The 17,103-nt window shown below is 61.6% G+C and carries 28 protein-coding genes; all 28 read left to right on the forward strand.

Annotated elements, in window-relative coordinates; all coding sequences use genetic code 11:
• The first annotated feature begins 302 nt into the window (after window positions 1-302).
• The gene (rpsL, locus tag AC3IR9_RS03935; protein WP_017356008.1) at window positions 303-677 is read left to right on the forward strand and encodes a 30S ribosomal protein S12; all 375 of its coding nucleotides are present in this window, start codon (window positions 303-305) and stop codon (window positions 675-677) included.
• Window positions 678-689: 12 nt separating this feature from the next.
• Window positions 690-1,157: a 30S ribosomal protein S7 gene (rpsG, locus tag AC3IR9_RS03940; RefSeq protein WP_489294181.1), complete on the forward strand. Its 468-nt coding sequence runs from the start codon at window positions 690-692 to the stop codon at window positions 1,155-1,157.
• Window positions 1,158-1,294: 137 nt separating this feature from the next.
• Entirely contained in the window at window positions 1,295-3,436 is a 2,142-nt protein-coding gene (gene fusA, locus AC3IR9_RS03945; RefSeq protein ID WP_489294183.1) for an elongation factor G, read from the forward strand.
• A gap of 51 nt (window positions 3,437-3,487) precedes the next feature.
• Window positions 3,488-4,678 (forward strand): elongation factor Tu, encoded by a 1,191-nt coding sequence (gene tuf / locus AC3IR9_RS03950; protein WP_489294168.1) that lies wholly within the window; start codon window positions 3,488-3,490, stop codon window positions 4,676-4,678.
• Between the two features lie 334 nt (window positions 4,679-5,012).
• Window positions 5,013-5,324: a 30S ribosomal protein S10 gene (rpsJ, locus tag AC3IR9_RS03955; RefSeq protein ID WP_010341589.1), complete on the forward strand. Its 312-nt coding sequence runs from the start codon at window positions 5,013-5,015 to the stop codon at window positions 5,322-5,324.
• Between the two features lie 11 nt (window positions 5,325-5,335).
• Entirely contained in the window at window positions 5,336-5,986 is a 651-nt protein-coding gene (gene rplC, locus AC3IR9_RS03960) for a 50S ribosomal protein L3 (RefSeq protein WP_019186145.1), read from the forward strand.
• A gap of 12 nt (window positions 5,987-5,998) precedes the next feature.
• The gene (gene rplD, locus AC3IR9_RS03965; protein ID WP_313217314.1) at window positions 5,999-6,604 is read left to right on the forward strand and encodes a 50S ribosomal protein L4; all 606 of its coding nucleotides are present in this window, start codon (window positions 5,999-6,001) and stop codon (window positions 6,602-6,604) included.
• Window positions 6,601-6,900 (forward strand): 50S ribosomal protein L23, encoded by a 300-nt coding sequence (gene rplW / locus AC3IR9_RS03970; protein WP_489294184.1) that lies wholly within the window; start codon window positions 6,601-6,603, stop codon window positions 6,898-6,900. Before rplD ends, rplW begins: the two co-directional genes overlap by 4 nt.
• 10 nt (window positions 6,901-6,910) lie before the next feature.
• On the forward strand, window positions 6,911-7,738 hold the full coding sequence (gene rplB / locus AC3IR9_RS03975) for a 50S ribosomal protein L2 (RefSeq protein WP_489294185.1): 828 nt from the start codon (window positions 6,911-6,913) through the stop codon (window positions 7,736-7,738).
• A 6-nt stretch (window positions 7,739-7,744) separates the two neighbouring features.
• On the forward strand, window positions 7,745-8,014 hold the full coding sequence (rpsS, locus tag AC3IR9_RS03980; RefSeq protein ID WP_017355409.1) for a 30S ribosomal protein S19: 270 nt from the start codon (window positions 7,745-7,747) through the stop codon (window positions 8,012-8,014).
• A gap of 12 nt (window positions 8,015-8,026) precedes the next feature.
• On the forward strand, window positions 8,027-8,362 hold the full coding sequence (gene rplV / locus AC3IR9_RS03985; RefSeq protein ID WP_489294186.1) for a 50S ribosomal protein L22: 336 nt from the start codon (window positions 8,027-8,029) through the stop codon (window positions 8,360-8,362).
• A gap of 17 nt (window positions 8,363-8,379) precedes the next feature.
• Window positions 8,380-9,114: a 30S ribosomal protein S3 gene (rpsC, locus tag AC3IR9_RS03990; RefSeq protein ID WP_489294187.1), complete on the forward strand. Its 735-nt coding sequence runs from the start codon at window positions 8,380-8,382 to the stop codon at window positions 9,112-9,114.
• Between the two features lie 5 nt (window positions 9,115-9,119).
• Entirely contained in the window at window positions 9,120-9,533 is a 414-nt protein-coding gene (gene rplP / locus AC3IR9_RS03995; protein ID WP_017355412.1) for a 50S ribosomal protein L16, read from the forward strand.
• Window positions 9,533-9,718 (forward strand): 50S ribosomal protein L29, encoded by a 186-nt coding sequence (rpmC, locus tag AC3IR9_RS04000; RefSeq protein ID WP_489294189.1) that lies wholly within the window; start codon window positions 9,533-9,535, stop codon window positions 9,716-9,718. The genes rplP and rpmC overlap by 1 nt, the downstream gene beginning before the upstream one ends.
• Before the next feature lie 11 nt (window positions 9,719-9,729).
• A complete protein-coding gene (gene rpsQ, locus AC3IR9_RS04005; RefSeq protein WP_489294191.1) occupies window positions 9,730-9,999 on the forward strand; it encodes a 30S ribosomal protein S17 in 270 nt (89 codons plus the stop codon).
• A 13-nt stretch (window positions 10,000-10,012) separates the two neighbouring features.
• The gene (gene rplN / locus AC3IR9_RS04010) at window positions 10,013-10,381 is read left to right on the forward strand and encodes a 50S ribosomal protein L14 (RefSeq protein WP_019186153.1); all 369 of its coding nucleotides are present in this window, start codon (window positions 10,013-10,015) and stop codon (window positions 10,379-10,381) included.
• Between the two features lie 16 nt (window positions 10,382-10,397).
• Complete coding sequence (rplX, locus tag AC3IR9_RS04015; RefSeq protein WP_228886387.1) at window positions 10,398-10,715, forward strand: 50S ribosomal protein L24; 318 nt, start codon at window positions 10,398-10,400, stop codon at window positions 10,713-10,715.
• Window positions 10,716-10,726: 11 nt separating this feature from the next.
• Window positions 10,727-11,269, forward strand: coding sequence for a 50S ribosomal protein L5 (rplE, locus tag AC3IR9_RS04020; RefSeq protein WP_038690283.1), 543 nt, complete (start codon window positions 10,727-10,729; stop codon window positions 11,267-11,269).
• 18 nt (window positions 11,270-11,287) lie between these two features.
• Entirely contained in the window at window positions 11,288-11,593 is a 306-nt protein-coding gene (rpsN, locus tag AC3IR9_RS04025) for a 30S ribosomal protein S14 (protein ID WP_489294193.1), read from the forward strand.
• A 294-nt stretch (window positions 11,594-11,887) separates the two neighbouring features.
• The gene (gene rpsH, locus AC3IR9_RS04030; protein WP_019186156.1) at window positions 11,888-12,286 is read left to right on the forward strand and encodes a 30S ribosomal protein S8; all 399 of its coding nucleotides are present in this window, start codon (window positions 11,888-11,890) and stop codon (window positions 12,284-12,286) included.
• Between the two features lie 18 nt (window positions 12,287-12,304).
• Entirely contained in the window at window positions 12,305-12,832 is a 528-nt protein-coding gene (gene rplF, locus AC3IR9_RS04035) for a 50S ribosomal protein L6 (protein WP_489294195.1), read from the forward strand.
• A 95-nt stretch (window positions 12,833-12,927) separates the two neighbouring features.
• Complete coding sequence (rplR, locus tag AC3IR9_RS04040) at window positions 12,928-13,287, forward strand: 50S ribosomal protein L18 (protein WP_489294197.1); 360 nt, start codon at window positions 12,928-12,930, stop codon at window positions 13,285-13,287.
• Between the two features lie 158 nt (window positions 13,288-13,445).
• Window positions 13,446-13,988 carry a 30S ribosomal protein S5 gene (gene rpsE, locus AC3IR9_RS04045; protein WP_489294199.1) on the forward strand — a complete coding sequence of 181 codons (543 nt, stop codon included), beginning with the start codon at window positions 13,446-13,448 and terminating at the stop codon, window positions 13,986-13,988.
• The gene (gene rpmD / locus AC3IR9_RS04050) at window positions 13,981-14,172 is read left to right on the forward strand and encodes a 50S ribosomal protein L30 (protein WP_038690275.1); all 192 of its coding nucleotides are present in this window, start codon (window positions 13,981-13,983) and stop codon (window positions 14,170-14,172) included. Before rpsE ends, rpmD begins: the two co-directional genes overlap by 8 nt.
• A 4-nt stretch (window positions 14,173-14,176) precedes the next feature.
• Window positions 14,177-14,620 (forward strand): 50S ribosomal protein L15, encoded by a 444-nt coding sequence (rplO, locus tag AC3IR9_RS04055; protein ID WP_489294200.1) that lies wholly within the window; start codon window positions 14,177-14,179, stop codon window positions 14,618-14,620.
• Between the two features lie 3 nt (window positions 14,621-14,623).
• Complete coding sequence (gene secY, locus AC3IR9_RS04060; protein WP_489294202.1) at window positions 14,624-15,979, forward strand: preprotein translocase subunit SecY; 1,356 nt, start codon at window positions 14,624-14,626, stop codon at window positions 15,977-15,979.
• Window positions 15,980-16,341: 362 nt separating this feature from the next.
• The gene (gene rpsM / locus AC3IR9_RS04065) at window positions 16,342-16,698 is read left to right on the forward strand and encodes a 30S ribosomal protein S13 (RefSeq protein WP_489294204.1); all 357 of its coding nucleotides are present in this window, start codon (window positions 16,342-16,344) and stop codon (window positions 16,696-16,698) included.
• Between the two features lie 12 nt (window positions 16,699-16,710).
• A complete protein-coding gene (gene rpsK, locus AC3IR9_RS04070) occupies window positions 16,711-17,100 on the forward strand; it encodes a 30S ribosomal protein S11 (protein ID WP_017355427.1) in 390 nt (129 codons plus the stop codon).
• Window positions 17,101-17,103: the final 3 nt, after the last annotated feature.

The following is a 17,103-nucleotide window of genomic DNA, read 5'->3' on the forward strand; positions in this document are numbered from 1 at the left end:
GTAGGGCACCACCGTTGGTGGTGCCGCACCGGAAAAACGCATCGGTGGAATAACCGCCACCAATGCGGTAGGATGCCGCCCGGCTCATTCAATGGGCCGGTTGACAACCTGAACGGGGGGCACGGAAAAGGCTCCCCTGTAACGGCCCGGGATCAGGGCTGGCTTGGCGTGTGCGCATTTGACTGCGTTTTCGCCGGGTTGCTACAATCGTCTGTCTCAGCAGGCCGGAAGCTCGGTCTGCTCGCACATTTCCGCATTCATGGCCGGTTTTTTCACTGGCCTCTCTCAGAAGAACATTACTGATGGCGACGATCAATCAGCTTGTCCGCAAGCCGCGGCAGGCAACCACTTATAAGAGTGCCTCCCCGGCGCTTGATAAGTGCCCCCAGCGCCGTGGTGTCTGCACGCGCGTGTACACCACTACTCCGAAGAAGCCGAACTCGGCGCTTCGCAAGGTTGCCAAGGTTCGCCTGACCAACCAGGAAGAAGTGATTAGCTACATCGGCGGCGAAGGCCACAACCTGCAGGAGCACTCCGTGGTCCTGATCCGTGGCGGTCGCGTCAAGGATCTGCCGGGTGTGCGTTACCACACTGTGCGTGGCTCGCTGGACGCCTCCGGCGTTGCAAAGCGTCGCCAGGGCCGTTCCAAGTACGGCGCCAAGCGTCCGAAGAGCTAAGGGAAAGTACACATGTCTCGTAAAGGTAATACGCCGCAGCGCGCAGTCCTGCCGGATCCGAAGCACGGAAGCGAAACCATCGCCCGTTTCATCAACATGGTCATGCTGAGCGGCAAGAAGTCCGTCGCTGAGAAGATCGTCTACGGTGCCATGGACGTGATCGGTGAGAAGAACCCGAACTCCGTCGAGCTGGTGCAGAAGGCTCTGGAGAACGTGGCTCCCTCGGTCGAAGTGAAGTCCCGCCGCGTCGGCGGTGCCACCTACCAGGTGCCGGTCGAAGTGCGTTCGTCGCGCAAGATGGCGCTGGCCATGCGTTGGCTGATCGACTCGGCGCGTAAGCGTGGTGAAAACACCATGCCCAAGAAGCTGGCTGCTGAACTGCTGGATGCCTCGGAAAACCGTGGCGGCGCCATCAAGAAGCGCGAAGAAACCCACCGCATGGCCGAAGCCAACAAGGCATTCGCGCACTACCGCTGGTGAGTTTGACGGCCTTGTAAAACAGGCGCGGCAGCACCATTGAGGTGCTGCCTCGCGGCCCCAGAAGGGCTGCGCCAATCCGAAGGCCGCCGAAAGGCGGCGTTCGGCCATCCGAATTCCAAGAAATTGAGAGGCTCCCCGTGGCCCGCAACACTCCCATCGAGCGTTACCGTAACTTCGGCATCATGGCTCACATCGATGCCGGCAAGACCACCACGTCCGAGCGCATCCTGTTCTACACCGGCAAGAGCCACAAGATCGGTGAAGTGCACGACGGCGCCGCGACCATGGACTGGATGGAGCAGGAGCAGGAACGTGGCATCACGATCCAGTCCGCTGCCACCACCGCGTTCTGGAAAGGCATGGACAAGTCCCTGCCGGAGCATCGCTTCAACATCATCGACACCCCCGGACACGTTGACTTCACCATCGAAGTCGAGCGCTCGCTGCGCGTGCTCGATGGCGCGGTGTTCGTGCTGTGCGCCGTCGGTGGCGTGCAGCCGCAGTCGGAAACCGTGTGGCGCCAGGCCAACCGGTACAAGGTGCCGCGCATTGCGTTCGTCAACAAGATGGACCGCACCGGTGCCAACTTCACCAAGGTCGTTGGCCAGCTGAAGGCCAAGCTGGGTGCCGTCGCCGTGCCGATGCAGCTGCCGATCGGCGCTGAAGAAGGCTTCAAGGGCGTGGTCGACCTGCTCAAGATGAAGGCCATCCATTGGGATGAAGCCTCGCAGGGCATGAAGTTCGAGTACGTGGAGATCCCGGCCGAGATGAAGGAAGAGGTCGAAGAGGCCCGTACCTTCATGATCGAAGCCGCTGCCGAAGCCAGCGAAGAGCTGATGGAAAAGTACCTGGGCGGCGAAGAGCTGACCGAGGCCGAAATCATCGAAGCCCTGCGCGTGCGCACCCTGGCCACCGACATCGTGCCGATGTTCTGCGGCTCGGCGTTCAAGAACAAGGGCGTGCAGGCCATGCTGGACGGCGTGGTGCAGCTGCTGCCGTCGCCGATCGACGTGCCGGACGTGACCGGTACCGACGTCGATGACGAAACCATTGCGCTGAGCCGCAAGTCCGACGACAAGGCACCGTTCTCGGCGCTGGCCTTCAAGATCATCACCGACCCGTTCGTCGGCGCGCTGACCTTCTTCCGTGTCTATTCGGGCACGTTGAATGCAGGCGACCAGCTGCTGAACTCGGTGAAGGGCAAGAAGGAGCGCATCGGCCGCATCCTGCAGATGCATTCCAACGATCGCGAAGAGATCAAGGAAGTGCTGGCCGGTGACATCGCCGCGGCCGTGGGTCTGAAGGACACCACCACCGGTGACACGCTGTGCTCGCAGGATCACCCGATCATCCTGGAGCGCATGGTGTTCCCGGAGCCGGTGATCTCGATGGCCGTCGAACCGAAGACCAAGTCCGACCAGGAAAAGATGGGTCTGGCCCTGGGTCGTCTGGCCCAGGAAGATCCGTCGTTCCGCGTCAAGACCGACGAAGAATCCGGCCAGACCATCATCTCGGGCATGGGCGAGCTGCACCTGGACATCATCGTTGACCGCATGAAGCGCGAGTTCAACGTGGAAGCCAACGTCGGCAAGCCGCAGGTGGCCTACCGCGAAACCATCACCCTGGCTGACGTCAAGTCGGACTACAAGCACGCCAAGCAGTCCGGTGGTAAGGGTCAGTACGGTCACGTCGTGATCGAGCTGTCGCCGATCACCGCTGAAGACCGTGCCAACGAGAAGCTCGCCGCCGGCATCAAGGACGACTTCCTGTTCATCAACGACATCACCGGTGGCGTGATTCCGAAGGAGTTCATTCCGTCGATCGAAAAGGGCCTGCGCGAAACCATCACCAGCGGTCCGCTGGCCGGCTTCCCGGTCGTGGACGTCAAGGTCAAGCTGGTGTTCGGCTCGTACCATGACGTTGACTCCTCGGAAATGGCGTTCAAGCTTGCCTCCTCGATGGCCTTCAAGCAGGGCTTCAACAAGGCCAAGCCGGTCCTGCTGGAGCCGATCATGAAGGTCGAGATCGTGACCCCGGAGGATTACCAGGGTGACGTGATGGGCGATGTGAGCCGTCGTCGCGGCGTGCTGCAGGGTTCGAGCACCACCGGTGACGGGTCGGCCAGCATCATCAACGCAATGATTCCGCTGGGCGAAATGTTCGGTTACGCCACCTCGCTGCGTTCGCAGACCCAGGGTCGCGCAACGTTCACGATGGAATTTGACCATTACGAGCCGGCACCGAACAACATCGCCGAATCCGTGATGAAGAAGTCCTGAGCATCTGCTCAGGCTTCACCTCCCTCTTTCTGATATCCAAGGTATACAACAATGGCAAAGGGTAAGTTCGAGCGCACCAAGCCGCACGTCAACGTCGGCACCATCGGTCACGTCGATCACGGCAAGACCACGCTGACCGCCGCACTGACCAAGCTCGGTGCTGAGCGCTTCGGTGGCGAGTTCAAGGATTATTCCGCGATCGACGCCGCGCCGGAAGAAAAGGCCCGTGGCATCACGATCTCGACCGCACACGTCGAATACGAATCCGCGAACCGTCATTACGCCCACGTCGATTGCCCGGGCCATGCTGACTACGTCAAGAACATGATCACCGGTGCTGCGCAGATGGACGGCGCGATCCTGGTCTGTTCGGCGGCTGACGGCCCGATGCCGCAGACCCGCGAGCACATCCTGCTGTCGCGTCAGGTTGGCGTGCCGTACATCGTTGTCTTCCTGAACAAGGCTGACATGGTGGACGACGCCGAGCTGCTCGAGCTGGTGGAGATGGAAGTCCGCGAACTGCTGAGCAAGTACGACTTCCCGGGCGATGACACCCCGATCATCTCCGGTTCGGCCCGTCTGGCGCTGGAAGGCGATCAGAGTGACATCGGCGTGCCGGCCGTGATGAAGCTGGTCGAGGCGCTGGACACCTGGATCCCGACCCCGGAACGCGACGTGGACAAGGCATTCCTGATGCCGGTCGAAGACGTGTTCTCGATCTCCGGTCGCGGCACCGTGGTGACCGGTCGTATCGAGCGCGGCATCATCAAGGTCGGCGAAGAAATCGAAATCGTCGGTATCCGTCCGGTCCAGAAGACCACCGTGACCGGCGTGGAAATGTTCCGCAAGCTGCTCGACCAGGGTCAGGCAGGCGACAACGCCGGTCTGCTGCTGCGCGGCACCAAGCGTGACGACGTCGAGCGTGGCCAGGTTCTGGCCAAGCCGGGTTCGATCAAGCCGCACACCCAGTTCGATGCCGAAGTCTACGTCCTGTCCAAGGATGAAGGCGGCCGCCACACCCCGTTCTTCAAGGGCTACCGCCCGCAGTTCTACTTCCGTACCACCGATATCACCGGTGCGGTCGAGCTGCCGGAAGGCGTGGAAATGGTCATGCCGGGCGACAACGTCAAGATGGTCGTCACCCTGATCAATCCGGTGGCAATGGATGAAGGCCTGCGTTTCGCCATTCGTGAAGGCGGTCGTACCGTCGGCGCCGGCGTGGTCTCCAAGATCCTGCTGTAATCTGTTAGACTCTGCGCCCCGATGTTGCCTGGGTAGGGCATCGGGACGCACTTACAAGGGAAAAGAGGCGCAGGAAGTGCCTCGTGTTCCCCGGACCAGGAAGGGTCGCGCCATTCAGGCAGTGTCAGCAGGGACCCCCTGTTGACCGCCGCGTTGTATGCGCGCTATACTTTTTGTCTGGGCAGATCGGGAGACCGGTCTGCCTCGATTTTTGAGGTCTACGGAAAGATCTTGTCGCCGCGCGGAATGTGCGGCGTCTGCATTCAGGATATTCATGGGACAAGGCAACCCAGAGGCCTTGTCCGTCGCTCTTTTAACGAAGGAACCCACCGTCATGGCGGACCAAAAGATCCGGATTCGGCTGAAGGCGTTCGATCATCGTTTGATCGACCGTTCGGCCAGCGAGATCGTAGAAACGGCAAAGCGGACCGGCGCGCAAGTGCGTGGCCCGATCCCCCTGCCGACCAAGATCGAGCGTTACACCATCCTCGTTTCCCCGCACGTCGACAAAGACGCGCGTGACCAGTACGAGACCCGCACGCATAAGCGCGTGCTTGACATCGTTGATCCGAACGACAAGACCGTGGACGCGCTGATGAAGCTCGAACTGGCTGCCGGCGTCGACGTTCAGATCAAGCTGACCTGAGGACTACGACCATGACGAAGAAATATTCGTTGGGCTTCGTGGGCCGCAAGGCTGGCATGAGCCGCGTGTTCACCGAAGATGGCCAGGCCATCCCGGTGACCCTGATTGAAGCAACCCCCAACCGCATCGCGCAGATCAAGACCGTCGAAGCTGACGGCTACAGCGCCGTGCAGGTGACTGTCGGCGCGCGTCGCGCTGCCCTGGTCAACAAGCCGGAAGCCGGTCACTTCGCCAAGGCGAAGGTCGACGCGGGCCGTGGCCTGTGGGAATTCCGCGTTGAAGACGCGCAGCTCGGCGATTTCGCCGTTGGCGGCGAAGTCAAGGCGGACATCTTCGAGGTTGGCCAGAAGGTCGACGTCCAGGGTGTCACCAAGGGTAAGGGCTTCCAGGGCACCATCAAGCGCTACAACTTCCGTATGGGCGATGCAACCCACGGTAACTCGCTGTCGCATCGCGCGCCGGGTTCCTTGGGCCAGCGCCAGACCCCGGGTCGCGTTTTCCCGGGTAAGAAGATGTCCGGCCACATGGGTTCGGTGCAGCAGAGCACGCAGAATCTTGAAGTGGTGAAGGTCGATGTCGAACGTGGTCTGATCGCAATCCGTGGTGCCGTTCCGGGCGCAGCGGGTGGCGATGTGATCGTTCGTCCGGCTAGCAAGGCATAAGGAGAGATGACGATGGAACTCGTTATCACGGGTAGCAACAACAAGGTCTCGGTCTCCGATGCCGTGTTCGGTCGCGATTTCAGCGAAGATCTGGTTCACCAGGTCGTCGTTGCTTACCGCAACGCCGGTCGCGCCGGCACCAAGGCACAGAAGACGCGTTCTGAAGTGGCTGGTACCACCAAGAAGTCGAAGAAGCAGAAGGGCGGCGGTGCGCGTCATGGCGCGCTGACGGCTCCGATCTTCATCGGCGGCGGTGTCACCTTTGCGGCCAAGCCGCGCAGCTTCGAGCAGAAGGTCAACCGTAAGCAGTACCGTGCCGCCATGTGCGCGATCCTGTCCGAGCTGAACCGCCAGGGCCGTCTGACCATCGTGGAGTCCTTCGATGTCGAAGCGACCAACACGAAGGCGCTGATCGCCAAGTTGGCCGGCCTGGAAGTGGGCAAGCGCCCGCTGATCGTCACTGAGGACGCCTCCGAGCACCTGTACCTGTCGGCGCGCAACATTCCCTACGTGGAAGTGCGTGACGTGCAGGGCCTGGACCCGGTGTCGCTGGTCGGTGCCGACACGGTCGTCATCACCGCTGACGCGGTCAAGAAGGTCGAGGAGTGGCTGGCATGAGCAGCAACGAAAAAATCTTCAGCGTGCTGCGTGCTCCGCGAGTCTCCGAAAAGACCGCGCGCCTGCAGGAACATTCCAACCAGTATGTCTTCGAAGTCTCGAACGAAGCCACCAAAGCCGATGTAAAGGCCGCGGTTGAGCAGTTGTTCGACGTCAAGGTCGAAGCGGTCAACGTGCTGAACGTGAAGGGCAAGAACAAGTCCTTCCGTAACCGCACCGGCCGCCGCGGCGATTGGCGCAAGGCGTACGTGCGTCTCGCCGATGGCCAGTCCATCGATGTAACGGCCAAGGCCTGAGGTACATCCCATGCCATTGATGAAATTCAAGCCCACTTCCCCCGGCCGCCGTTCGGCCGTGCGCGTGGTTACGCCCGATCTGCACAAGGGCGCACCGCACGCAGCGTTGCTGGAGCCGAAGAGCAATTCCGGTGGTCGTAACCACCACGGTCGCATCACCACCCGTCATATCGGTGGTGGTCACAAGCAGCATTACCGCGTCATCGACTTCAAGCGCAACAAGGAAGGCATTCCGGCGCGCGTGGAACGCATCGAATACGATCCGAACCGCACCGCCCATATCGCCCTGCTGTGCTACGTCGACGGCGAGCGCCGCTACATCATCGCACCGAAGGGCCTGAAGGCCGGTGACCAGGTGATCGCGGGCTCGGATGCGCCGATCAAGGCGGGCAACACCCTGCCGCTGCGCAACATCCCGGTCGGTACCACTGTCCACGGCATCGAACTGAAGCCGGGCAAGGGTGCACAGATCGCGCGTGCCGCCGGCGCCGCCGTGCAGCTCGTCGCTCGTGAAGGCATCTACGCCACCCTGCGCCTGCGCTCGGGTGAAATGCGTAAGGTGCCGGTCGAGTGCCGCGCCACCATCGGTGAAGTCGGTAACGACGAGCACAACCTGGAAAAGCTGGGCAAGGCTGGCGCCAAGCGCTGGCGCGGTGTTCGCCCGACCGTTCGTGGTGCTGCCATGAACCCGGTTGACCACCCGCACGGTGGTGGTGAGGCGAAGGCCGGCCAGGGTAATCCGCATCCGGTCACCCCGTGGGGTGTTCCGACCAAGGGTTACAAGACGCGCAAGAACAAGCGCACCCAGCAGTTCATCGTCCGCGATCGTAGGGGCTAATCGACCATGGCACGTTCACTCAAGAAAGGCCCGTTCGTCGATCACCACCTCGTCAAGAAGGTGGAGGCCGCTGCGGGTAGCAAGAAGCCGATCAAAACCTGGTCGCGCCGTTCGATGATCCTGCCGGAAATGGTAGGCATCACCATCGCCGTTCATAACGGTAAGAACCACGTTCCGGTGCTCGTCAACGAGAACATGGTCGGCCACAAGCTCGGCGAATTTGCCATCACCCGGACCTTCAAGGGCCACGGTGGTGACAAGAAGTCGGGCAAGTAAGGAGAGATGACAATGGAAGCGAAAGCAATCCTGCGCTCCGCGCGCATCTCTGCGCAGAAAGCCCGCCTGGTCGCAGACCAGGTGCGCGGCCTGCCGGCCGAGCGTGCGGTCAACCTGCTGAAGTTTTCGGATAAGAAGGCTGCCCACCTGATCAAGAAGGTGGTGGAGTCGGCTATCGCAAATGCCGAAAACAACCAGGGCGCTGACGTCGACGAGCTGAAGGTACAGACCATCATGGTAGATGAAGGTCCGACCCTGAAGCGTTTCATGGCGCGGGCGAAAGGCCGCGGCACCCGCATCCTCAAGCGCACCAGCCACATCACTGTGGTTGTGGGCGCCGCCAAGTAAGCGGAAAGGAAAACACCATGGGTCATAAAGTTCATCCGATTGGTATCCGCCTCGGCATCTCCAAGGACTGGAACTCCAAGTGGTACGCCAACAAGGGCGAGTTCGCTGGTTTTCTGGCGGCCGACCTGAAGGTGCGGGAAATGCTGCGCAAGAAGCTCGCGCAGGCCGGCATCAGCAAGATCCTGATCGAGCGTCCGAACAAGACCGCTCGCGTGACGATCCACACTGCCCGTCCGGGCGTGGTGATCGGCAAGCGCGGTGAGGACATCGAGAAGCTGCGTAAGGAAGTGAGCGAAATGATGGGCGTCCCGGCGCACATCAACGTCACCGAAGTGCGCAAGCCCGAGCTGGACGCACAGCTGGTTGCCGAGTCGATCGCGCAGCAGCTGGAGCGTCGCATCATGTTCCGCCGCGCAATGAAGCGCTCGGTCGGCAACGCGATGCGTCTGGGTGCCCTGGGCATCAAGATCAACGTGGGTGGCCGCTTGAATGGTGCAGAAATCGCCCGTTCGGAGTGGTACCGCGAAGGTCGCGTGCCGCTGCACACGCTGCGTGCCGACATCGACTACGGCTTCGCTGAAGCCAAGACGACCTACGGCATCATCGGCATCAAGGTCTGGATCTACAAGGGCGAAGTGTTTGATTTCTCCCAGGTTGGCCAGGAAAAGCAGGACGATTCCCCGTCGCGCAACGATCGTAACGATCGCGGCGACCGTGGTGACCGTCAGCGCCCGGCTCGTGAAGCGAGGTAACGACAATGTTGCAACCCAAGCGAACCAAGTACCGCAAGGTACACAAGGGCCGTAACGACGGCCTGAGCTGGAGCGCCAACGCTGTCAGCTTCGGCGAGTACGGCCTGAAGGCAACCGCTCATGGTCAGCTGACCGCGCGTCAGATCGAAGCGGCTCGCCGCTCGATCAGCCGCTACGTCAAGCGCGGCGGCAAGATGTGGATCCGAGTGTTCCCCGACAAGCCGATCACCAAGAAGCCCATCGAAGTCCGAATGGGTTCTGGTAAGGGCAACGTGGAATACTGGGTCGCCCAGATCCAGCCCGGCCGCATGATCTATGAAATTGAAGGTGTGGATGAAAGCGTGGCTCGCGAGGCGTTCCGCCTGGCGGCTGCCAAGCTCTCCGTGACCACCACCTTCGTGACCCGGACGGTGATGTAATGGATATCAAACAACTTCGCGAAAAGTCGGCTGACGATCTGAAGTCCCACTTGACCGATCTGCGTAAGGAGCAGTTCTCGCTCCGTATGCAGCAGGTTACCGGGCAGCTGCCGAAGACTCACGAAACCCGCCGGGTCCGCCGCGAGATTGCTCGCGTCAAGACCCTGCTCGGCAGCACCAAGTAAGGATGGCCGCGATGAGCGACAATACTGAAAACAAAGCGCTGCGCACGGTCGAAGGCCGTGTCGTCAGCAACAAGATGGACAAGACGGTCACCGTGTTGGTGGAACGCCTGGTCAAGCACGCCCTGTACGGCAAGTACATCAAGCGTTCGACCAAGCTGCACGCCCACGATGCTGACAACGCCTGCAACGAAGGCGATGTCGTGCGCGTGACTGAAATTGCTCCGATGTCCAAGACCAAGAACTGGCGCGTGGTGGAAGTCATCACCCGTTCGGCTGAATAAGGAGACCTGAATCATGATCCAGATGCAGAGCTACCTTGACGCCGCCGACAACTCCGGCGCCAAGGAACTGATGTGCATCAAGGTGCTCGGTGGCTCCAAGCGCCGTTACGCGCACATCGGTGACATCATCAAGGTCACCGTCAAGGATGCAATCCCGCGCGGCAAGGTCAAGAAGGGCGAAGTGTATGACGCCGTCGTGGTGCGTACCCGCAAGGGTGTGCGTCGCGCCGATGGCTCGCTGATCCGTTTCGATGGCAACGCCGCGGTCCTGCTCAACAACAAGCAAGAGCCGATCGGCACCCGCATCTTTGGACCGGTGACCCGTGAACTTCGTTCTGAGAAGTTCATGAAGATCGTCTCGCTCGCTCCCGAAGTGCTGTGAGCGACAGGAGATAATCATGGCTAACCGTATCAAGAAGGGCGACCAGGTTGTCGTCAACACCGGCAAGGACAAGGGCAAGCAGGGCGAAATCGTCCGCGTCGACGGCGATCGTGTGATCGTTGCCAACGTGAACATCGTCAAGCGCCACACCAAGCCGAACCCGCAGGCAGGCGTTGCCGGCGGCGTGGTCGAGCGTGAAGCGTCGATCCATATCTCCAACGTGAATGTGCTGAACCCGGCTTCGGGCAAGGGCGAACGCGTTGGCTTCAAGGTGCTGGAGGATGGACGCAAACTGCGTGTGTTCCGCTCCAGCGGTGAGGCGCTCGACGCCTGAGGAATGGACTGATGAATACCCGTCTCGAAAAGTTTTACAAGGAAGAAGTGGTGCCGGCGCTGATGAAGCAGTTCGGCTACACCAATCCGATGCAGGTTCCGAAGCTGGTCAAGGTCACCCTGAACATGGGTGTCGGCGAAGCGGCCACGAACAAGAAGATCCTGGAAAACGCCGTCGCTGACATGGCCAAGGTCTCCGGCCAGAAGCCGATCGTGACCAAGTCCCGCGTCTCGGTGGCTTCGTTCAAGATCCGCGATGGTTGGCCGATCGGCTGCAAGACCACGCTGCGTCGTGAAAAGATGTACGAGTTCCTGGACCGCCTGATCAACATCTCGCTGCCGCGCGTGCGCGACTTCCGTGGTGTGTCCGGTCGTTCCTTCGACGGTCGCGGCAACTTCAACATGGGTGTGAAGGAACAGATCATCTTCCCGGAAATCGACTTCGACGCTGTCGACGCGATCCGCGGTATGGATATCGCCATCACCACCACCGCCAAGACCGATGCGGAAGCGAAGGCGCTGCTTGCAGCGTTCAAGTTCCCGTTCCGTAACTGATACGTCGAGGAATTCGAAATGGCAAAGACCTCCATGGTCAACCGTGATCTGAAGCGCGCCAAGCTGGCCGTCAAGTTCGCTGGTAAGCGTGAAGAGCTGAAGAAGATCATCTCCAGCACGACCGCGTCGTACGACGAAAAGGCTGAGGCCGTGATCAAGTTGCAGAAGCTGCCGCGCGATTCGTCGCCGAGCCGCCACCGCAACCGTTGCGTGCTTTCCGGTCGCGCCCGTGGCGTCTACAGCAAGTTCGGCCTCGGCCGCAACAAGCTGCGCGAAGCCACCATGCGTGGTGACGTGCCGGGCCTGCGCAAGGCCAGCTGGTAAGGGATTCGTCCCGAAACCTGCCGCGCATCCCCTGGATGCGGGGCAGGGGGATTGACCGGTTCATTCAGGTTTGTCCCCAATTGAAGGGCCCGACGCAAGTCGGGCTCTTTTTGCCGTATACTCCCGCTTCTCACCGGCCCGCAAGGGGCGGTCGCAGAGCGGACCGTTGGTCCGCTGGCGTGTAGAGCGGACCGTTGGTCCGCTGACCAACAAGCAACAGGGTTCTGGCCCGTTCCCAGGAAAACAGCAAGATTTTCGCGAAAGCGGATATCGGTGCACTCAAAGGTATCGACTATGAGCATGACTGATCCCATCGCCGACCTGCTGGTACGCATCAAGAATGCGGCCGCGGTTGGCAAGCAGACGGTGAAAGCACCGTCGTCCAAGATCAAGGTGGCAATCGCAGAGGTGTTGAAGGCCGAGGGCTACATCACCGACCTGCGCGTGACCAAGATCGAGAACAACAAGGCCGAGCTTGAAATCGTCCTGAAGTACTTCGAGGGCAAGCCGGTCATCGAGACCCTGAAGCGCTTCTCGCGTTCGGGTCTGCGCCAGTACCGTGGCAAGTCCGAGCTGCCGAAGGTCCTCAACGGCCTGGGCATCTCCATCATTTCCACCTCCAAGGGCATCATGACTGATGCGCAGGCGCGCCAGTTGGGCGTCGGCGGCGAAGTCCTGTGCTTCGTGGCCTAAGGCGAGAAGGAAAATACTATGTCCCGCGTAGCCAAGAAGCCGGTCAACCTGCCCCAGGGCGTTGAACTGAACATCCAGCCGGAATCCGTCAGCGTGAAGGGCCCCAAGGGCACCCTGTCGCTGCCCAAGGTTGCTGGCGTTGAAATCACCGTCGACAACGGCGTTGCCAGCCTTGCCGCCAACGATCCGAGCCTGCTTGCCCTCACCGGCACCGTGCGCGCGATCCTGGCCAACATGGTCAAGGGCGTCACCGACGGTTTCGAGCGCAAGCTTGAGCTGGTCGGCGTCGGTTACCGTGCCGCCATGCAGGGCAAGGACCTGAACCTGTCGCTCGGGTTCTCGCATCCGGTCCTGTTCGTGGCGCCGGAAGGCATCACCATCAGCACCCCGACCCAGACCGAAATTCTGGTCCAGGGCACCGACAAGCAGCAGGTTGGTGAAGTGGCTGCCAAGATCCGTGGCTTCCGTCCGCCGGAGCCCTACAAGGGCAAGGGTGTGAAGTACGCCGGCGAAGTCATCATTCGTAAGGAAGCCAAGAAGGCCTAATCAGGCGCGGGATCTTCCACGGACGCCTGGCCATTGCCGGTCGGGCGTCTCAAAGCAAAAGCCCGCTTTACTTCAGCTTTCAAGGAACTCAAATCATGAGCATCAACAAGAACATCGCCCGCCTGCGTCGCGCCAAGTCGACCCGTGCACACATCCGCATTCTCGGCGTGCCGCGTCTGTCGGTGCTGCGCACCGGTCAGCACCTGTACGCCCAGGTCTTCACCGCCGATGGCTCCAAGGTGCTGGCAGCTGCCAACACCACCCAGGCCGACGTCAAGGAAGGCCTGAAGAACGGCAAGAACAGCGATGCCGCCGTCAAGGTTGGCAAGCTGGTCGCCGAGCGCGCCAAGGCTGCGGGCATCGAGAAGGTCGCTTTCGACCGCTCGGGCTACCGCTACCACGGTCGCATCAAGGCACTGGCCGATGCAGCCCGCGAAGGCGGCCTGCAGTTCTAAGGGATAAGGAAGCAGGGCATGTCCCTGCTTCCGCCTGCCTGCCGGCGCGGGTTGCGCCGGGCGACGTCCTTCTTATGCAGGGGCGATCGCAACACCGCACCATTCCACAGCTATAAGCGGCCTTGAGCCGTACATACTCAATCAATCAAGGAATCAACATGGCAGAAGAACGTCAGCCGCGGGGTCGCGATCGCGACCGTAACCGCGAAGAGAAAGTCGACGACGGCATGATCGAGAAGCTGGTCGCGGTCAACCGCGTCAGCAAGACCGTCAAGGGCGGTCGCCAGTTCACCTTCACCGCACTGACCGTGGTCGGTGACGGCGCAGGCAAGGTTGGCTTCGGCTACGGCAAGGCACGTGAAGTGCCGGTCGCCATCCAGAAGTCGATGGAGCAGGCGCGCAAGAACCTGGCCGACGTCGATCTGAACAACGGCACCCTGTGGCATGCGGTCAAGTCCGGCCACGGCGCAGCCCGCGTGTTCATGATGCCCGCCTCGGAAGGTACCGGCGTCATTGCCGGTGGTGCCATGCGCGCCGTGCTGGAAGCAGTTGGCGTCAAGAACGTGCTGGCCAAGGCCGTCGGTTCGCGCAACCCGATCAACCTGGTTCGCGCCACGCTGAAGGGTCTGTCGGAAATGCAGTCGCCGGCCCGCATTGCAGCCAAGCGCGGCAAGAAGCTGGAGGATCTCAACCATGGCTAATGACACCACCAAGACCGTCAAGGTCCGTCTGGTTCGCGGCCTGCGTGGTGCTCAGGCGCGTCACCGTCTTTCGGTGCGTGCGCTGGGCCTGGGCAAGCTCAATGATGTGCGTGAACTGAAGGACAGCCCGCAGGTTCGCGGTCTGATCAACAAGGTCCACTACCTCGTCAAGGTTGAGGAATAATCCAATGACCATGCATCTCAATGAACTGAGCCCGGTTCCGGGCGCCCGCACCGTTCGCAAGCGCGTCGGTCGCGGCATCGGCTCCGGCCTGGGCAAGACCTGCGGCCGCGGCCACAAGGGTTCGTTCGCCCGTAAGGGTGGCGGCAAGATCAAGGCAGGCTTCGAAGGCGGCCAGACCCCCATGCAGCGTCGTCTGCCGAAGGTCGGTTTCCGTTCCAAGATTGCCAAGGACACTGCCGAAGTGTTGTCCTATCAGCTGGACCGTCTGGACGCGGGCGAGATCGACTTTGCCGCGCTGCGCGCTGCCAAGCTGGTTCCGAGCACCGCAAAGCGGGCCAAGATCGTCATGAAGGGCGGCCTGACCAAGGCGTTCACCCTGAAGGGCATCGCCGCAACGGCCAGTGCCAAGGTCGCGATCGAAGCTGCCGGCGGCAGCGTACAGGAGTAAGACATGGCGCAGGCTGGCATTGGTAACCTCGGCGGCGGGCTCGGCAAGTTCACGGAACTTCGCCAACGTCTGCTGTTCGTCATCGGGGCATTGATCGTCTACCGCATCGGCTGTTATGTGCCGGTGCCGGGCGTCAATCCCGATGCCATGCTTGCGCTCATGGAGGCGCAGGGTGGCGGCATCGTGGACATGTTCAACATGTTCTCGGGCGGCGCCCTGCACCGCTTCAGCATTTTCGCGCTGAACGTGATGCCGTACATTTCGGCGTCCATCGTGATGCAGCTGGCGGTCCATATCTTCCCGGCATTGAAGGCAATGCAGAAGGAAGGTGAGTCGGGCCGTCGCAAGATCACCCAATATTCCCGCATCGGTGCCGTGTTCTTGGCAGTGGTGCAGGGCGGCAGCATCGCGCTGGCGCTGCAGAACCAGGTGTCGCCGAGCGGCGCCGCGGTTGTCTACGCACCGGGCATGGGCTTTGTGCTCACCGCCATCATCGCGCTGACCGCCGGTACGATCTTCCTGATGTGGGTTGGCGAGCAGGTCACCGAGCGTGGCATCGGCAACGGCGTGTCGCTGATCATCTTCGCCGGCATCGTCGCCGGCCTGCCGGGCGCGGTCATCCACACCATCGAGGCGTATCGCGATGGCAACATGAACTTCATCTCGTTGCTGCTGATCGTGCTGGTGGTGCTGGCCTTTACCTACTTCGTGGTGTTCGTCGAGCGCGGGCAACGTCGGATCACGGTCAATTACGCGCGCCGCCAGGGCGGTCGCAACGCGTACATGAACCAGACCTCGTTCCTGCCGCTGAAGCTGAACATGGCGGGCGTGATCCCGGCCATCTTTGCCTCGAGCATCCTTGCGTTCCCGACCACCCTGGCCATGTGGTCCGGCCAGGCCAGCTCGGCGACGTGGTTGCAGAAGGTGGCCAATGCGCTGGGTCCGGGCGAGCCGCTGCACATGATCGTGTTCGCTGCGCTGATCAGTGGTTTCGCGTTCTTCTATACCGCGCTGGTGTTCAATTCGCAGGAAACCGCCGACAACCTGAAGAAGTCGGGCGCGCTGATTCCGGGCATCCGCCCGGGCAAGGCGACCGCCGACTACGTGGACGCGGTGCTGACCCGTTTGACCGCTGCCGGCTCGCTGTACCTGGTGATCGTCTGCCTGCTGCCGGAAATCATGCGGACCCAGCTCGGCGCCTCGTTCTACTTCGGCGGCACCTCGCTGCTGATCGTGGTGGTGGTGGTGATGGACTTCATCGCGCAGATCCAGGCGCACCTGATGTCGCACCAGTACGAGAGCCTGCTGAAAAAGGCCAACCTGAAGGGCGGCAACCGCGGCGGTTTTGCCCGCGGCTGATAAGCCTGTTACACTTTCGTCTTCCTGACGTGATGGTCCTCCGCTCCGCGGACTCTGGCCACACAAACGAAGGGCGGCCCCCGCAGCGGTTCCGGGTGGGGGTGAGATCGGGTCGTCCTGCGCTGGAGTAGCGCGGGCGTCACCAGAGAAGGGCACCTCGGTGCAGTTTCTTCGGTGTCAACCTGGTCCGGCGCCGGAGCCTGGGCACACTCCCTGGGCCGGGTTCGTGAAACCTTGTGTTTCACGGGCTTCCAAGTAAACCGGAACCTTGTTAGTATCGCTGGCTCACTTTTTGATCCATCCTGCCGGATTGGCGTGCCCTTGGCGCGCTGTCGGCCATCACTCAGCTGGAGAATCGCGTCATGGCGCGTATTGCAGGCGTCAACCTGCCAGCCCAGAAGCACGTCTGGGTCGGGTTGCAAAGCATTTACGGCATCGGCCGTACCCGTTCGAAGAAGGTCTGCGACGCCGCAGGCGTGACCTCGACCACCAAGATCCGCGATCTGTCGGAGCCGGAAATCGAGCGTCTGCGCTCGGAAGTCGGCAAGTACATCGTGGAAGGCGATCTGCGCCGTGAAATCGGTATCGCGATCAAGCGCCTGATGGATCTGGGCTGCTACCGCGGCCTGCGTCACCGTCGCGGCCTGCCGCTTCGTGGCCAGCGCACCCGTACCAACGCCCGCACCCGCAAGGGCCCGCGCAAGGCGATCAGGAAGTAAGGGACCTAAAACATGGCTAAGCCCGTCGCTAAGACCAAGAAGAAGATCAAGCGCGTCGTCACTGACGGCGTCGCCCACGTCCACGCTTCTTTCAACAACACCATCGTGACCATCACCGACCGTCAGGGCAATGCTCTGTCGTGGGCGACTTCCGGTGGCGCTGGCTTCCGCGGTTCGCGTAAGTCCACCCCGTTCGCTGCCCAGGTGGCTGCCGAGAAAGCCGGCCGTGCCGCGCTGGATTACGGCGTCAAGTCCCTGGAAGTCCGAATCAAAGGCCCGGGTCCGGGTCGTGAGTCGGCCGTGCGCTCGCTGAACAACGTGGGCTACAAGATCACCAACATCATCGACGTGACGCCAATCCCGCACAACGGGTGCCGTCCGCCGAAGAAGCGTCGCGTCTAAAGG

This window comes from Stenotrophomonas sp. GL_101 (assembly GCF_057835675.1).

Excerpts from the sequence above, each read along its gene's own strand:
- rpsL (WP_017356008.1), top strand. The coding sequence starts at position 303 with ATGGCGACGATCAATCAGCTTGTCCGCAAGCCGCGGCAGGCAACCACT.
- rpsG (WP_489294181.1), top strand. The coding sequence starts at position 690 with ATGTCTCGTAAAGGTAATACGCCGCAGCGCGCAGTCCTGCCGGATCCG.
- tuf (WP_489294168.1), top strand. The coding sequence starts at position 3,488 with ATGGCAAAGGGTAAGTTCGAGCGCACCAAGCCGCACGTCAACGTCGGC.
- rpsJ (WP_010341589.1), top strand. The coding sequence starts at position 5,013 with ATGGCGGACCAAAAGATCCGGATTCGGCTGAAGGCGTTCGATCATCGT.
- rplC (WP_019186145.1), top strand. The coding sequence starts at position 5,336 with ATGACGAAGAAATATTCGTTGGGCTTCGTGGGCCGCAAGGCTGGCATG.
- rplD (WP_313217314.1), top strand. The coding sequence starts at position 5,999 with ATGGAACTCGTTATCACGGGTAGCAACAACAAGGTCTCGGTCTCCGAT.
- rplW (WP_489294184.1), top strand. The coding sequence starts at position 6,601 with ATGAGCAGCAACGAAAAAATCTTCAGCGTGCTGCGTGCTCCGCGAGTC.
- rplB (WP_489294185.1), top strand. The coding sequence starts at position 6,911 with ATGCCATTGATGAAATTCAAGCCCACTTCCCCCGGCCGCCGTTCGGCC.
- rpsS (WP_017355409.1), top strand. The coding sequence starts at position 7,745 with ATGGCACGTTCACTCAAGAAAGGCCCGTTCGTCGATCACCACCTCGTC.
- rplV (WP_489294186.1), top strand. The coding sequence starts at position 8,027 with ATGGAAGCGAAAGCAATCCTGCGCTCCGCGCGCATCTCTGCGCAGAAA.
- rpsC (WP_489294187.1), top strand. The coding sequence starts at position 8,380 with ATGGGTCATAAAGTTCATCCGATTGGTATCCGCCTCGGCATCTCCAAG.
- rplP (WP_017355412.1), top strand. The coding sequence starts at position 9,120 with ATGTTGCAACCCAAGCGAACCAAGTACCGCAAGGTACACAAGGGCCGT.
- rpmC (WP_489294189.1), top strand. The coding sequence starts at position 9,533 with ATGGATATCAAACAACTTCGCGAAAAGTCGGCTGACGATCTGAAGTCC.
- rpsQ (WP_489294191.1), top strand. The coding sequence starts at position 9,730 with ATGAGCGACAATACTGAAAACAAAGCGCTGCGCACGGTCGAAGGCCGT.
- rplN (WP_019186153.1), top strand. The coding sequence starts at position 10,013 with ATGATCCAGATGCAGAGCTACCTTGACGCCGCCGACAACTCCGGCGCC.
- rplX (WP_228886387.1), top strand. The coding sequence starts at position 10,398 with ATGGCTAACCGTATCAAGAAGGGCGACCAGGTTGTCGTCAACACCGGC.
- rplE (WP_038690283.1), top strand. The coding sequence starts at position 10,727 with ATGAATACCCGTCTCGAAAAGTTTTACAAGGAAGAAGTGGTGCCGGCG.
- rpsN (WP_489294193.1), top strand. The coding sequence starts at position 11,288 with ATGGCAAAGACCTCCATGGTCAACCGTGATCTGAAGCGCGCCAAGCTG.
- rpsH (WP_019186156.1), top strand. The coding sequence starts at position 11,888 with ATGAGCATGACTGATCCCATCGCCGACCTGCTGGTACGCATCAAGAAT.
- rplF (WP_489294195.1), top strand. The coding sequence starts at position 12,305 with ATGTCCCGCGTAGCCAAGAAGCCGGTCAACCTGCCCCAGGGCGTTGAA.
- rplR (WP_489294197.1), top strand. The coding sequence starts at position 12,928 with ATGAGCATCAACAAGAACATCGCCCGCCTGCGTCGCGCCAAGTCGACC.
- rpsE (WP_489294199.1), top strand. The coding sequence starts at position 13,446 with ATGGCAGAAGAACGTCAGCCGCGGGGTCGCGATCGCGACCGTAACCGC.
- rpmD (WP_038690275.1), top strand. The coding sequence starts at position 13,981 with ATGGCTAATGACACCACCAAGACCGTCAAGGTCCGTCTGGTTCGCGGC.
- rplO (WP_489294200.1), top strand. The coding sequence starts at position 14,177 with ATGACCATGCATCTCAATGAACTGAGCCCGGTTCCGGGCGCCCGCACC.
- secY (WP_489294202.1), top strand. The coding sequence starts at position 14,624 with ATGGCGCAGGCTGGCATTGGTAACCTCGGCGGCGGGCTCGGCAAGTTC.
- rpsM (WP_489294204.1), top strand. The coding sequence starts at position 16,342 with ATGGCGCGTATTGCAGGCGTCAACCTGCCAGCCCAGAAGCACGTCTGG.
- rpsK (WP_017355427.1), top strand. The coding sequence starts at position 16,711 with ATGGCTAAGCCCGTCGCTAAGACCAAGAAGAAGATCAAGCGCGTCGTC.